This window comes from uncultured Porticoccus sp., assembly GCF_963975625.1.
Lineage (GTDB): Bacteria > Pseudomonadota > Gammaproteobacteria > Pseudomonadales > Porticoccaceae > Porticoccus.
On sequence record NZ_CAXBHS010000016.1, the window covers coordinates 21,949 to 36,258 of the forward strand.

Annotated in this window: 13 protein-coding genes; 8 read left to right on the forward strand and 5 right to left on the reverse strand. The window is 54.3% G+C overall.

Features of this window, described 5'->3' with window-relative positions; all coding sequences use genetic code 11:
* Position 1: 1 nt before the first annotated feature.
* On the reverse strand, positions 2 to 706 hold the full coding sequence (locus AACZ64_RS12540) for a YggS family pyridoxal phosphate-dependent enzyme (protein WP_293614415.1): 705 nt from the start codon (positions 704 to 706) through the stop codon (positions 2 to 4).
* A gap of 71 nt (positions 707 to 777) precedes the next feature.
* On the opposite strand from AACZ64_RS12540, the gene AACZ64_RS12545 reads away from it, so the two are divergent.
* Together AACZ64_RS12545 and AACZ64_RS12550 are read left to right on the forward strand one after the other, a co-directional pair.
* On the forward strand, positions 778 to 1,812 hold the full coding sequence (locus tag AACZ64_RS12545) for a type IV pilus twitching motility protein PilT (protein WP_339640277.1): 1,035 nt from the start codon (positions 778 to 780) through the stop codon (positions 1,810 to 1,812).
* 67 nt (positions 1,813 to 1,879) lie between these two features.
* On the forward strand, positions 1,880 to 3,022 hold the full coding sequence (locus AACZ64_RS12550) for a PilT/PilU family type 4a pilus ATPase (RefSeq protein ID WP_293614413.1): 1,143 nt from the start codon (positions 1,880 to 1,882) through the stop codon (positions 3,020 to 3,022).
* Between the two features lie 6 nt (positions 3,023 to 3,028).
* Here AACZ64_RS12550 and ruvX read toward each other — a convergent pair whose 3' ends face one another.
* The 4 genes from ruvX to gshB form a co-directional block, all read right to left on the reverse strand.
* Positions 3,029 to 3,475, reverse strand: a complete 447-nt coding sequence (gene ruvX, locus AACZ64_RS12555) for a Holliday junction resolvase RuvX (protein ID WP_293614412.1) — start codon at positions 3,473 to 3,475, stop codon at positions 3,029 to 3,031.
* 10 nt (positions 3,476 to 3,485) lie between these two features.
* Positions 3,486 to 4,067 (reverse strand): YqgE/AlgH family protein, encoded by a 582-nt coding sequence (locus tag AACZ64_RS12560; RefSeq protein WP_293614411.1) that lies wholly within the window; start codon positions 4,065 to 4,067, stop codon positions 3,486 to 3,488.
* A 66-nt stretch (positions 4,068 to 4,133) separates the two neighbouring features.
* Positions 4,134 to 5,000, reverse strand: a complete 867-nt coding sequence (locus tag AACZ64_RS12565; RefSeq protein WP_293614410.1) for an energy transducer TonB — start codon at positions 4,998 to 5,000, stop codon at positions 4,134 to 4,136.
* Positions 5,000 to 5,947 carry a glutathione synthase gene (gene gshB, locus AACZ64_RS12570; RefSeq protein ID WP_293614409.1) on the reverse strand — a complete coding sequence of 316 codons (948 nt, stop codon included), beginning with the start codon at positions 5,945 to 5,947 and terminating at the stop codon, positions 5,000 to 5,002. The genes AACZ64_RS12565 and gshB overlap by 1 nt, the downstream gene beginning before the upstream one ends.
* Before the next feature lie 236 nt (positions 5,948 to 6,183).
* Here gshB and AACZ64_RS12575 point away from each other — a divergent pair, with 236 nt between their 5' ends.
* From AACZ64_RS12575 to AACZ64_RS12600, 6 genes are all read left to right on the forward strand, one after another.
* Complete coding sequence (locus tag AACZ64_RS12575; RefSeq protein WP_293614434.1) at positions 6,184 to 6,645, forward strand: response regulator; 462 nt, start codon at positions 6,184 to 6,186, stop codon at positions 6,643 to 6,645.
* Positions 6,623 to 6,985: a response regulator gene (locus AACZ64_RS12580; protein WP_293614408.1), complete on the forward strand. Its 363-nt coding sequence runs from the start codon at positions 6,623 to 6,625 to the stop codon at positions 6,983 to 6,985. The genes AACZ64_RS12575 and AACZ64_RS12580 overlap by 23 nt, the downstream gene beginning before the upstream one ends.
* Positions 6,986 to 7,005: 20 nt before the next feature.
* Positions 7,006 to 7,539 carry a chemotaxis protein CheW gene (locus AACZ64_RS12585; RefSeq protein ID WP_293614407.1) on the forward strand — a complete coding sequence of 178 codons (534 nt, stop codon included), beginning with the start codon at positions 7,006 to 7,008 and terminating at the stop codon, positions 7,537 to 7,539.
* Between the two features lie 70 nt (positions 7,540 to 7,609).
* Complete coding sequence (locus AACZ64_RS12590) at positions 7,610 to 10,123, forward strand: methyl-accepting chemotaxis protein (protein WP_339640279.1); 2,514 nt, start codon at positions 7,610 to 7,612, stop codon at positions 10,121 to 10,123.
* A 31-nt stretch (positions 10,124 to 10,154) separates the two neighbouring features.
* Positions 10,155 to 10,976 (forward strand): CheR family methyltransferase, encoded by an 822-nt coding sequence (locus AACZ64_RS12595; protein WP_339640281.1) that lies wholly within the window; start codon positions 10,155 to 10,157, stop codon positions 10,974 to 10,976.
* Positions 10,977 to 14,310, forward strand: a 3,334-nt coding sequence (locus tag AACZ64_RS12600; RefSeq protein ID WP_339640283.1) for an Hpt domain-containing protein, incomplete at its 3' end; no start/stop codon positions are given.

The window sequence follows — 14,310 nt, forward strand, 5'->3', positions numbered from 1 at the left end:
GTTACCCAGGGGTTTGCCGGGGGCCAAAAATGGCTGTGCCAATACGCACGATGGTGGATCCCTCAAGAATGGCCGCCTCAAGGTCATCCGACATGCCCATCGAGAGTGTATCCAATCTGGCCAGCCGGGTGGAGTGCCGAAGTGTGTTCAGTTGTGTTGCCAGTTGGGCAAAGGCCATTCGTTGTCGTTGCAAGTCGGGTTGACTGCGCGGGATACACATCAGCCCGCGGAGGTTAAGGTGAGGCAATTCAATGATTTTTTCTGCCAGGGTTGGCAGCGCTGCCACCGCGATGCCGGACTTGCTTGCCTCGCTGTCGATATTCACCTGCAGGCAGACATTCAGGGGCCCCCGGGTTGCGGGGCGCTGGGTATTGAGGCGTTCTGCCACACGGTACCGATCAACGCTGTGCACCCAATCAAATTGTTCTGCCACTTTTCGGGTTTTGTTGGACTGTAGTGGCCCGATGAAATGCCAGCAGATATCGGTCAGGTCCGCCAGTGCCCGCTGCTTCTCCAGCGCCTCCTGGAGATAGTTTTCGCCGAAGTGGCGCTGATGACCCAGCTCATAGGCTGTACGGATTGCGGTAGCGGGCTGGCCCTTGCTGACCGCAAGCAGTTGGATTTTATCCGCATCGCGCCCTGCCCGTTCAGCGATTTGTTGAATCTGTCGGTGAAGTCGGTTGAGATTGTCGGCTATATTATGCATATACTTGTCATTGGCCGGCAGCACGGCTTTCAGTAGAGCAGTAGATTAACCCAGAATAACAGGATTAACGCATGGATATTACGGAACTGCTGGCTTTTAGCGTAAAACAGGGTTCGTCAGATTTGCACCTTTCAGGTGGTCTGCCCCCGATGATCAGGATTGATGGTGATATGCGGCGGGTGAACCTCCCCCCCATGCAGCACAAGGAGGTCCACCAGTTAATCTACGACATCATGAACGACAAACAGCGTCGCGATTATGAAGAGTTTCTGGAGACAGATTTCTCGTTTGAAGTGCCTGGTGTCGCCCGCTTTCGGGTCAATGCGTTTAATCAGAACAGGGGGGCTGCGGGGGTCTTTCGTACCATCCCCTCCCGGGTGTTGACGCTGGAGGATCTGGGGCTGGGACAGGTGTTTCGCAATCTCGCCATGCTGCCACGGGGGCTGGTACTGGTCACGGGGCCGACGGGCTCGGGCAAGTCCACGACGCTGGCTGCAATGATGGATTACGTCAACGAGAACCGCTATCAGCACATCCTCACCATTGAAGACCCCATCGAATTTGTTCACGAAAGTAAAAAGTGCCTGGTTAACCAACGGGAAGTCCACCGTGATACCCACGGCTTCAGCGAGGCGCTACGGTCTGCTCTGCGGGAAGATCCCGATATTATTCTGGTGGGGGAGATGCGGGATCTGGAGACGATCCGGTTGGCGCTGACGGCGGCGGAAACCGGCCACCTGGTGTTTGGTACGCTCCACACCACTTCGGCAGCAAAAACCATCGACCGTATTGTGGATGTGTTCCCGGCGGCTGAAAAATCCATGGTGAGGGCCATGCTGTCCGAATCACTGCAGGCGGTAATTTCACAAACGCTGATGAAGAAAATTGGTGGTGGCCGTGTCGCTTCCCACGAAATCATGATTGGCACACCGGCAATCCGCAACCTGATTCGCGAGGAAAAAATTGCCCAGATGTACTCCGCTATTCAGACAGGGGCATCACACGGCATGCAAACCATGGATCAGAATCTGCACAGGCTGGTAGCCCAGAAAGTAATCACCCGCGAGACAGCCCGCGAAAAAGCCAAAATACCGGATGAGTTCTAGTGTGATTTGCCGGTACTAACTGCCTGCGCTGTTTGGAATAAACAGCATTTGAGTTGCGGAGAATGTAATGGACTTTGATGTACTACTTAAGTTGATGGTGGAAAAAGGGGCTTCAGACCTGTTTATTACTGCCGCTGTGGCTCCCAGTATCAAAATTAACGGCACCATTGTGCCGGTGGGCAAAACGCCGCTGTCGCCGGAGCAGGCTCATCAAGTGGTTGAAAGCATCATGGATGAGAAGCAGCGGCTTGAGTTTCGTGAAAAGAAAGAGCTCAATTTTGCCATTGGCCGCCAAGGGGTGGGTCGTTTCAGGGTTAGTGCCTTCTTCCAGCGCAACGAAGCGGGCATGGTGCTCCGCCGGATTGAGACTATTATCCCCACAGTGGAAGAGCTTCTATTGCCACCGATTTTGAATGATCTGGTGATGACCAAGCGCGGTATCATTATCTTTGTGGGTGCTACCGGCACCGGTAAATCCACCTCGCTGGCGGCAATGGTTGGCCATCGCAATCGCAACAGTCGTGGCCATATTATTACCGTCGAGGATCCGATTGAGTTTGTACACCGCCATGAAAGCTGCATTGTTACCCAGCGGGAAGTTGGCATCGATACGGAGTCTTTTGAGGTTGCTTTGCGCAATACCCTTCGCCAAGCACCGGATGTCATTCTGATCGGCGAGATCCGTACTCGTGAGACGATGGAGCATGCGATTACCTTTGCCGAAACCGGTCACCTGGTACTGGCCACCCTGCACGCCAACAATGCCAACCAGGCGCTGGACAGAATTCTGCACTTTTTTCCTGCTGAGCGTCACGGCCAGTTATGGATGGATTTGTCGCTCAATATGCGGGCCCTGATTGCCCAGCAACTGATCCCTCTGGCCGATGGTAGTGGCCGCCGCGCCGCCATTGAAATCCTGATTAACACACCGTTGGTGGGTGATCTGATCCGCAAGGGTGAGGTTCACAAGCTTAAAGAGTTGATGACGCGCTCCACCGAACAGGGAATGCAGACCTTTGATCAGGCGCTTTATGCCCTTTATGACGAAGGTTTGATCACCTATGAGGATGCCATGACCTACGCTGATTCGAAGAATGATTTGCGCCTGCTCATTAAACTCCAGTCAGAAACCGATGCCAGTTACCTGTCCAATGCTGCCGACGAGTTGCAGGTAGAGGAAGACAGCAATGACCATATCAATCGTTTCTGACTCGTATCAGGGCGCCTGTGCCAGTGACGGGTCTGACAACCAGGTATGGAGTATAATCACGGCGGCCAGATCATCCACGAGTGATTGCTGATAACTGCCCGTGCGTCGCATGGCGTGATTTTTTGACTGTCCCCTGGCTTCAAACGTTGAAAGACGCTCATCTACCATGGCGACTTTCAGGCCAAAGCGACCATTGAGCCGCCGGGCAAATTTTCTTGCCCGCTGGCAAAATGCACTCTCTGAGCCGTCCATGTTCAGTGGCAGGCCCACGAGCAACTGATCCGGTTGCCACTCAGCCAGCAGTCCGGCAATCTGCTCCCAGTTGGGAATACCGTCGCGGGCTCTGAGCACCGTCAGTGGATTGGCGCTACCGGTTAGACTCTGACCCACCGCAACACCAATCTGGCCGGTACCAAAATCAAACGCTAACAGCGTCACCGGCTTTTCTGACATAGCGTTTGGATCAGGCGTGTCCGGCATCAGTGCTCAGCATGTTCAGGTCAATCCCGATCTTTGCCGCTGCTGCCGAGGCTCGCCGTTCAAAGGGCGTATTAAAGAGTATGTCGGCATCGCCCGGGACAGTGAGCCAGGCGTTGTGGGCCAGCTCTTCCTCGAGTTGGCCCGGCCCCCAGCCCGCATACCCCAGGGTAATAATCAGTTCGCTTGGACCTCGTTCGATGGCGATATCCGAGATGATATCCCGTGAAGCGGTAAGGCTGACTTCACCGGAAATAGTTTGGGTGGACTCCCACTGCCTTTCGCCTGCCCGGTGTAGTACAAAACCCCGTTCAATTTGCACGGGTCCTCCGGACAACAGGGGCTGGGTGCCGATGTGTGGTGAATAACCCAGCTCAAATTGTTCAAAAATCTGGCTGATCGGTACATCCAGTGGGTTATTGATGACCAGTCCCATGGCGCCGCCGGGACCGTGCTCACAAACGTAAATGACGGCGTGAGAGAAATTTGGGTCGTGAAGGCCCGGCATGGCCACCAGGAAATGGTTGCTCAGGCTTTCGAAATGCTGATTGGACGATATTGAACCCATATTAGGATTATGGGTGCACTGCGACAGAAAACAAGTAAAGGTAGTGCATTATTGTCACGATGGTGATTACTGGGTGTTGAGTCGGTGCCCGGGCTCAAATTGCCAGGTGCGAATAATTTCCAGTTTATCCCACTGTTTCATCTCTGGCGGAAAAGGCGCAAACGGGGATGCCATGCGTACGGTTCTTACTGCTGCCAGATCCAGCACTCTCTGTCCTGAACTGAGCAGAATTTCTATTTTTTCCACTGTGCCGTCTGGCAATAGTGTCACCGCCAGCCGGAGGTCGCCAAAAATTGCCTTGCGGCGGGCTTCTTCCGGGTAATGGTTATTGCCGATGACTTCGATACGATCAATCCAGTACTGGAGGTAGGCGGCATACTCAGCAGCCTTGGTGCTGGCGGAGGTGACCCGCAAGACATTGGGCAGCGTGCTGTATTCACGCTTTTTTTCATCCAGTTTGGCTTGCAGGCTGGCAAATTCTGGCGTCATGGCAGGCGGTGATTGCACGGCGGCATCACCCTCTTTGGCTTCTTGAGCCGGTTCTGTCGGTGCGCTTTCACCATGGGTGGTTGATATCAGGGTGACCGCGTCCCGAGGTGTCTGTTGCCGCTGTTGTTCGAGTAGAGAGGCCGGGGACTGCTGTTGTTGGGCGCTGAGCTCCGGGCGCTGATCGGTGGTGAGCAAGTCCATCTCCTGCTCTTTGCCGCTGCCCTGTTGCTGTTGTTGGGCGAGGAAGTCCGGTGTTTCGTCGATAATGTCATGGTGATGTTGGGCCAGAGTCACTTCCAGAGTGGGAGCCGGTGATTGTTGTTGCTGGAGTTTAAAGCCGATACCAAAAATAATCATGGCGTGGATGGCCACAGCCAGGAAGATTGAAAACCCCAACCGATCGGACTGGTGCTCTGGTTGAATTTCCGGCATGGCGACAGGCATCAGATCAGTCTTGCCTCTATCGCATCCATCAGTTTGCCGCCAATATCGGTAGACTCAGCCCGGTCAATTTCCCGTGCACAGGTGGGACTGGTGACATTGATTTCCGTCAGATAGTCGCCGATCACATCCAGCCCGGCAAACAAAATGGCTCTCTCCCGCAGCACTGGACCAACCTGTGCTGCAATCCATTGATCTCTTTCGGTGAGCGGTTGTACTACGCCTCTGCCGCCCACAGCTAGGTTGCCTCTGATGTCACCTTCAGGTGGGATTCTGGCCAGGGAAAAGGGTATCGGTACACCATCCACCATCAGGATGCGCTTGTCACCCTGGCGAATCTCGGGAATGAACTTCTGTGCCATGATGGTGCGACTGCCATTTATGGTCAGTGTCTCGATGATGACGTTGATATTCGGGTCATCGGCACGAACTTGAAATACGGCGGTGCCACCCATGCCGTCCAGGGGTTTATACACCACATTATTGTGGGTCTTGTGAAATTGCTTGAGCATCACTGCATCGCGGCTGACCAGCAGAGGGGGCGCACATTGAGGGAACAGCGAGGCAAACACTTTTTCGTTGCAGTCTCGCAACCCCTGGGGTTTATTGACGACCAGTACGCCAAGTTTTTCCGCCGCTTCCAGCAGGTAAGTGGAGTAGATGTACTCGCTGTCGAAAGGCGGATCCTTGCGCATCAGTATGACATTCAGTTCTGACAGGGGTCGTCGTTGGGGCTCATCCAGCGAGAACCAGTCCAGCAGATCATCTCTGACCCTGAGGGGGGTCATCCTTGCAGTGGGTTTACCGCTCTCCAGCGCAAGGTCGGATTGCTCCATTAGCATAAGCTGCCAGCCGCGCTTCTGAGCCGCGAGCAATAGCACCAGTGTGGTATCTTTTTTCGGGTTGATGCTATCGATGGCATCCATGACCACGCCGAGTGTCCTAGTCATAATTGTTACCTGTGTCACGTCATCAGGGTGGGCATGTTATTTATGATAGCCTTGCGGGTTTGCGATTTATGGCAGTAACTTAAGGCCAGTGCCATGTCAGCGCAATACCTGATGTTAAAAATGGTGCCCGGTGGCCAATCCCAACAGGCGGTTATAGATAAAACCTCATGATTGTGTTACATAAGTCCATCCATGTGGCACGGACTTGTGGGAATCAAAAATTGGGACAAAGAACAATGGAAGAGCAATTAAGCGGCCTTAAAGTGATGGTCATTGATGATAGCAATACCATCCGCCGTACAGCGGAAACGCTGCTCAGCAAAGCTGGGTGCGAGGTGATTACGGCTATTGACGGTTTTGACTCGCTTTCCAAAATTGCCGATACCAGGCCTGATATCATTTTTGTCGATATCATGATGCCCCGACTGGATGGCTATCAGACCTGTGCCCTGATCAAGAATAACAGCCACTTTAAATTTACACCCGTCATTATGCTGTCGAGCAAGGATGGCTTGTTTGACAAGGCAAAAGGGCGGATTGTGGGGGCTGATGACTACCTCACCAAGCCATTCAGCAAAGCTGAGCTATTTGAGGCGCTGGAGAGGTTTGCTCCCCGAGCGGCTGCCCCGGATGCAACAGCGGAACAAACTACCGATATCCCGGATGGGGGCGCGTATGGCGAGAGTACTGATCATTGATGATTCGCCCACTGAGACACATCGACTCACGGGCATGCTGGAAAAAAATGGCTATGAGGTGCTGGCGGCAGATAGTGGTGAAGCCGGTTATAGCATGGCCCTGAGAGAGCAACCGGATGCCATTTTGATGGATATTGTGTTGCCCGGTGTCAATGGTTTTCAGGCGACCCGCCAGTTGAGCAAGGCCAGCGAGACAGAGCATATTCCCGTGATCATTGTTACCACCAAGGACCAGGAAACCGATAAGGTCTGGGGTATGCGCCAGGGTGCCAAGGCCTATCTCACCAAACCAGTTAATGAAAAAGATCTCATCAGTATTCTGAAGGAAGTGATCCGTTGAATACGGGTTGCTAGAGAGCCATGGTCAGTTCACCGTTCAATACGCTTCTATCCCTGTCGCAGCGGTTTAATAGCACGCAACGCGGATTGCCAGCGCAGCAGGATATCGTCCCAGCCTGCAAGGTGGTGTGCTTTTCAATACTCGGTATCAATCTGGTAGTTGCACTTGAGGAGCTCACCGAAATTGTTGAATTGCCACAATACACGCGAGTGCCCAGGGTGAAGCGCTGGGTGCTGGGAATAGCAAACCTGCGGGGAAGATTATTGCCTATCGTCAAACTGTCAGCGTTCCTGGGTGACAAATTATCCGGTTCAGCAAAGCAGCAGCGGGTGATGGTGATTGATATGATGGGTATGTTTGTTGGCCTGACAGTTGACCGTGTTTATGGCATGCGCCATTTCAAAATAGATACATATACCAGAAACCTGAATGATATCCCCGACAGGCTCGCGCCATATGCAGACGGGGGTTTTGTCCAGCCGGATGGCACCTGGATTTTGCTGCGTCCCAGCCAGTTGCTGGCAGACCGGCGTTTTACCGAAGTGGCGGCCTAGCTGGCCGCCCAGAAAAATTTGTGCGGGTCTGCCAAGGGTAGCCGCAACACAGGCTTGGAGTGATATTCACATGAAAACGGCGGTCAACAAATCCAAAAATAAATCTCTGATCACCTTTTTGTCGGTGCTGTTGATGGTGGTGGTCGTTTTTCTCGGCTTCAACCTGTTGATGGTCTTCAATCAAAATGCCAGGGATCAGGAAAGTTTGCAGCTAACCTCAGAGTTGCGGGCGCTGTCCTACCGGCTCGTCAGTTTGTCCCGGGAATCAACCGCGGGCAACGAGGGGGCATTTGATGAGCTGCAGGGTTTGGTTGATCGCATGCAGGAGAGCTGGGGCAAACTGCATAGCAACCTGGTGGATGAGGTGGCTGCCCCTCCATTGGATGCTCTTTCGGAAGTTTGGGTAACTGCCCAGCAAAATGCCCGTACGATTATTGACAATCAGGACACTGTCATCTTCCTCAATAAGGTTGCTGCGACCCTGAATCAAAGTCTGCCAGAGTTGCAACAGGAACATAGGGAGGTGGTGGATATTCTGTTGGCCAGCAGAGCGCCTTCTGAGCAAGTGGCGGTTGCGCAAGCGCAAATCTGGCGTGCCGAGAGAATTGGCCGCAATGTGGACAAAATGCTGGCCGGTAGCGCCGATGCAAAAACGGCCGCTGACCAGTTTTCCCGCGATGTGAAAATGTTTGGACAAGTACTGTCAGGCATGAAGAATGGCGATGCCGGTCTGGGTATCAGCCCTGTTACTGTCCCCCGTGCAAGAGAGAACCTCGACCGCAGTACAGAACATTTTGCGTTTGTCAGCAGTTCCATTCAGGAAATTTTTGATGCTACCCCGGCGTTCTTCAGCGCCAGTCAGGCAAGTAAGAGCATCCTTGATGAATCGCCTCTTCTACAGGAGCGCATCAACAATATCTCCGATGCGATCGCCGCGCTGCCGCAGAGCCGCAGTTTTACCTATCAAACAGCGCTGTATGCCGGGGTCATCGGTGTGATTATCATAGCGTTAATGGGTGTGCTGATTTCAGCGGAAACCCGCCGCCGGCTTCAGGAAACGGCGATGGACAACAAGCAGAACCAGCAGGCGATTCTGCGTCTACTGGATGAGATCGCCGGTCTTGGTGAAGGTGACCTTACCAGTCATGCCACTGTCACCGAGGATTTTACCGGTGCAATTGCAGACTCCATCAACTACGCCATCGACCAGCTGCGAATCCTGGTAGCTCAGATACAGGACACCTCTGAAAACGTCTCGGCCGCGGCCAATGAAACCCGGGCTACGGCGCTGCAACTGGCTGACGCCTCCGAACATCAGGCGCAGGAAATTGCCGGCGCCTCGGCAGCCATCAACGAAATGGCCGTCACGATTGATCAGGTATCGGCAAACTCTGCCGAATCTGCCTCGGTGGCAGAAAAATCAGTCTCGATTGCCAAGAAAGGTGCCGAGGTGGTACAGAACACGATTGGTGGTATGGATACGATTCGTGAGCAGATTCAGGATACATCCAAGCGCATCAAGCGACTGGGGGAGAGCTCCCAGGAAATCGGTGACATCGTGTCACTCATTAATGACATTGCCGACCAGACCAATATTCTTGCACTCAACGCCGCTATACAGGCCTCGATGGCTGGTGATGCGGGACGTGGCTTCGCGGTGGTTGCCGACGAAGTCCAGCGACTTGCCGAACGTTCTGCAGGAGCAACCAAGCAGATCGCCTCGTTGGTGAAAACCATTCAGACTGACACCAATGAAGCCGTCAGCTCCATGGAGCAAACGACCTCCGAGGTAGTAAGGGGGGCGGAGCGGGCCCATGCTGCGGAGGGTGCCCTGGAGGAAATCGAAACCGTCTCGGCCGATCTTGCGGAACTGATTCAGGATATCTCCACGGCGGCCAAGCATCAGGCCACGACCGCTGGACACATTTCCAGAACGATGAATGTGATCCAGGATATTACCTCTCAGACCCTTTCCGGTACCAATAATACGGCCCAGTCCATTGGTGAATTGGCAGAGCTGGCTGTTGACCTGAGAAATTCGGTCTCCGGGTTCAAGTTGCCTGCCTCCATGGAGCGCCATCATCTCCACCAGGAACCGAAGCAGGTCGGGGATTTTAATGAATACGCTTTCGGCGATGATGTGCTTTTCGAGGATGCTGCTGAAGATGAGTTTCTTGATCATACCGCTGAAGACGTGCCCGCTGATGGGACTGACGACCCCGAGGACAGCGCTGCAGACAAACCGTCTGCCCAAGTCCGTCAGCCCATGCGTGCTTCAAGCTTAAGCGAGGATGAAGCCGACGAAATAGAAAAGGCGATGTATCAAGGTCAGGTGTCCTCGACTGCAACGGCCCAATCAGTAGATGACAGTGAGCGCTTATCAAGCGCAGACGATAATGGCAGCTACGATGAAGAGGAAATTCTCAAGTCACTGCAGTCAGATGATGGCGATATGGACTTCGACCACCTGGCCAGGGAACTGGATGAAGATGAAGACTTCTCTGCAGAATGGGAAGAGCATACCGGTGATCAGGCGGGCAACAAGGAGAAGAAAAAACCATATTCTCCGGATAGCCAGGTCTGAGTGATGGCGGAATTTTCCGATGGACCCCGCCATGGAATTGACTGAGCGAAAATTCAGACATTGGTGCCGTTTGGTTGAATCGCACACCGGTATTGCAGTCAGTGATTGCTGGGCGGATTTTGCCCGTCGCCGAATGGTTGAACACCAGTCTTCATCCCGGCAGCCCGAGGATAGCGGGGAGAGCCTGCAAGCTCTGGTGGACCGCCTGTTGATCAAGGAAACACGGTTTTTTCGTCATCCTCCTTCGTTTAATTATGTGGCAAGGGTGCTGTCGGGTGATTCAGATGCTGCCGAGTCTGACTCTCAACCGGAACCGCCGTCCGGTTTTAGTCTGTGGAGCGTCGGTTGTGCCAGTGGTGAGGAGCCTTATTCGCTAGCAATGCTTTCAGAGCAACTCTGTCAGGCAGGTAAATTGTCTTCCCCGTTTCGTTTGTTGGCCACGGACCTGTCCCGGTCGGCTCTGGATATCGCCAGGCGCGGCGAATATCTGCGGAGCCGACTGAGGCATCTCAATGCCATGCAGCAGGGCTGGTTTGAATCAGCGAGTGATAAATTCCTGCGCGTCAGGGCAACCCTCAAAAAGCGCGTTGTTTTCGCCCAGCATAATCTGCTCGATCCGCTACCAGGCAAAACCTTCGATGTCATCTTCTGTCAAAACCTGCTGGTTTATGTCGCACCAACACGCAGAAAAATGCTACTGGAGAAACTGGCGGGTGCCCTCAAACCGGCTGGCCGTCTGATTCTTGCTCCCGGTGAGTTTTTTGGCACGCCACCGAAAGTGCTGATACGGGACCGTTGCGATCCCGCTGTGCTCGCCTATCGGCGCTCCCCCAACCCGGCGCGGGGGCATTAAATGGCGCTGACCGGAAGATTGCATGGGCTGACATGGCTTGCCGATGAGGTCGATGCCACCTTGAAGCTCGCCTGTGAGGCGTTAGAGTCTTTTTTGGCGGACTCAACTGATACCGCAAGTATTCGCCGTTGTGTTGACTACATTCACCAGATAAAGGGATCTCTGAAAGTTGCTGACTGTTACGGTCCTTTGCTGCTGGCCGAGGAGATGGAGGTACTTGCCGATCGTATTCTCGAGCGGCGCATAACGGCTGTGGCCGATGGTTGTGATGTCCTGGTTCAGGCCATGCTGAAACTGCCAAATTACCTGCGACAGGTGATGGCTACCCGTCGGGATAACCCGGAGTCATTACTGCTTCTGCTAAATGAGTTTCGGGCGGTCAGAGGTGAACCGTTGATCTCGGAAACCTCTTTCTTCTCGCCCCATATTGAAGCATCCCGGCGGCTCAGCAAGCCGTATGACCGTCAGCCTGACCCGGTGGTCATGGCCAACCTGCTGCGCAAATTACGGCAAATGTATCAGTACGCGCTACTGGGGTTGCTCAAAGGGGAAAAAATTGAGGAAAACTTCAGCTACCTGGACAAGGTCTTCTCACGGCTCAAGGAGCTGAGCAAGGGCATGCCACGGGAACCGCTGTGGAATGTTGTACTGGCACTGCTTGAAGGCATCGCCGGCCGGGATATCCCGCTGGGCTATGCACTGAAAATGTTATTGAGAGAGCTGGAGGGCGAAATCCGTCGACTGGCGCAGGCGGGCTATGACGGGTTGACCCAGCCACTGCCAGAGGTACTGTTTAAAAACCTGTTGTTTTATATCGCCTTTGCCCGCAGCAAGGGCCCCAGAGCTATTGCAGTCCGGGAGGATTACCGTCTTGATCAGTCACTGCCCAGCGATGTCACCATAGAGGATACCGAAGACGGTCTATCACCTGTTTACGCACCCGATGCCGCCCGGCTGATTGTGTCGGCGCTGGATCAGGACATTGAGCAGTTTAAGGAATGTCTGTCCCGGTTGGTAGAGGAACATGATACTCGACCGGCACTACTCGATGAATCCGGAGATCGGCTGAAAAAACTGGTTGATGCCGTGACCATGTTGGGCCGGCCAAGGCAGCGCGAGTTGCTGGAGGAGGCTTTAGCTCAGTTGCAACTGTTTATTGCTGATCCGTCAGCGGACTCCCCTCATCCAGCGGCGGTGGCCAATTGTCTGGTGGAGGCGCAAACCGGTTTACACGGTTGGTTGGAGCTCAACAAGCAGCTGATTGAGGGTGGTGCCGTCGGTCAGGAGATGCAGGTTGAAGTGAACCGTGCCCAGGCGGCATTGCTGGCAGAGGCCAGGCACACGCTCGATCAGGTCAAAGAGGTCATTGTCGACTTTATTGCCTCGCAATGGCGGCGGGACAAGCTTGATGGCCTATCCCAGCTGGTTGCAGAGGTGCGGGGGGCGCTGTTGATGCTCGAGCTACCCCGAGCAGTGGCGGTTCTCGACGCCTGCAACCGCTTTCTTGAGGAGCAGGTGTTGTCTGCCCGGAGTGTGCCCAACTGGAATATGCTCGATGCCCTGGCTGAGGCAATCACCGGCATCGAATACTATCTGGAAGTGCTCGATCAGCAGGATCGAGAAGCTGAGCAATCCATTCTCGATCTGGCCGAACAGAGTATCGCCCGCCTCGGTTACTCGCTTGCTGCAGGGACGGGCACTCGCCATGATGCTGACGATATCGCTGTTGAGCCCTTGACTGAAAATCCGCTTACTGGGGCGTCACAGGGTGATGAGCCGCCAGAAACTGTTGGCGCTGATGCGGTCGACCGGGAAATCATTGATGTTTTTCTGGAAGAAGTGACTGAGGTGCTGGCGACGCTCGACGATACCTATCAACAATGGGTTGATTCACCCAACGCAGAGCAGCCGGTGATTGAGATGCGCCGGGCCTTTCATACCCTCAAGGGGGGTGGGCGCATGGTGGGTGCAGATCAGCTTGCCGGCATAGCCTGGGCGGTTGAGCATCTGCTTAACCGATTGATTGAAAAAAGAGTAGTCATTACTCCGACCCTGATGGCGGTTGTCGGACTGACCAAGGATGTGCTGCCCGATCTTGCCGAGGCCTTTTCTGAACAAACTGATTACAGCCGCCCCGAGTATGTCGCCCAGCTGGTAATTGCAGCAGAGGCACTGGCCAGGGGTGAAGAAACGGCCCTGCCCGATAGCGTTGATGATTGTCACGACAGTGACGCAAAGGAACCTTCCCCGGCAATGGTAGGTGGCAATGCGGTGGCGGATGCAGAGCCGGACGTTGATGGCGATCATCCGTTGGTGCCGAATGCAAAAGATCTTGAGTTGCTGGAAATCTTTGCCGAAGAGGCAGTGGATTATCTTGATGTCATCAAACATTTTGTGCTGGAGCAGCGTCAGCAGGCCCCGGTCTATTCGCCGCCCACCAGTGCGCTGCAGAGCGCCCTGCACACCCTGAAGGGCAGTGCCCGAATGGCCGGGATTGAACCCATTGGCGACCTTGTTGCGCCACTGGAACATTTCATCAAGGAGCTGTACAACTACCATCTCGAGGTGACGGACGAAATTGTCAACCTGCTTGATGATGGCGCGAGTTATTGCACACTGTCACTTTCGTCTGTCCATGAGTTGCAGCGGGTGGAAAGTATTCCTGAGCTGCCCGTGTTTCTCGAACGGCTGACGGCACTGCGCGATCAAATCATGTCCGCTATCCTCAGTGATGAGACAAGACCCTCCCTAAAGGTTGATCCCGATTTCCTCAATCTGCTGATGACCGATGGCATGCAGCGTCTGCTTGACGCAGATCAGTACCTCAGGCAATGGCGGGATCAGCCAGAGGACTTCAGTCTGCTGACAGGTTTGCAGGACGAGCTGGAAGGGTTGGCCCCTGCCGCTGGTCGTGCGGGAATGCCGGGTATGCAGGAGCTGGCAGCAGCATTGAACCAGTTCTATCGACGGCTCGTGGAGATGCGTCTATCCCCTTCTGATGCACTTCTGGATACTGCAGCCGAAGGGCATGAGCTGTTGTTGGCAATGGTGGATGCCGTGGCCGCCAATCAGGACTTGCCGAACCCGCAAAATGCGTTGTTGCAGCGGTTGGAGTCCCTGTCCCGTCCAGCGGCGGCAAAAGCCTATGTACCGGGTCAGCCCTCCCCGGCAGAGGCCACTGACTTATCCTCTGCGGTGGCCTCCGTTGAGGAAATGCCTGGGGTAGCCTCTCCAGAATCAGAATCAGAATCAGAACCAGAACCAGAACCAGAACCAGAACCAGAGCCAGAGCCAGAGCCAGAGCCAGAGCCAGAGCCAGAGCCAGAGCCAGAGC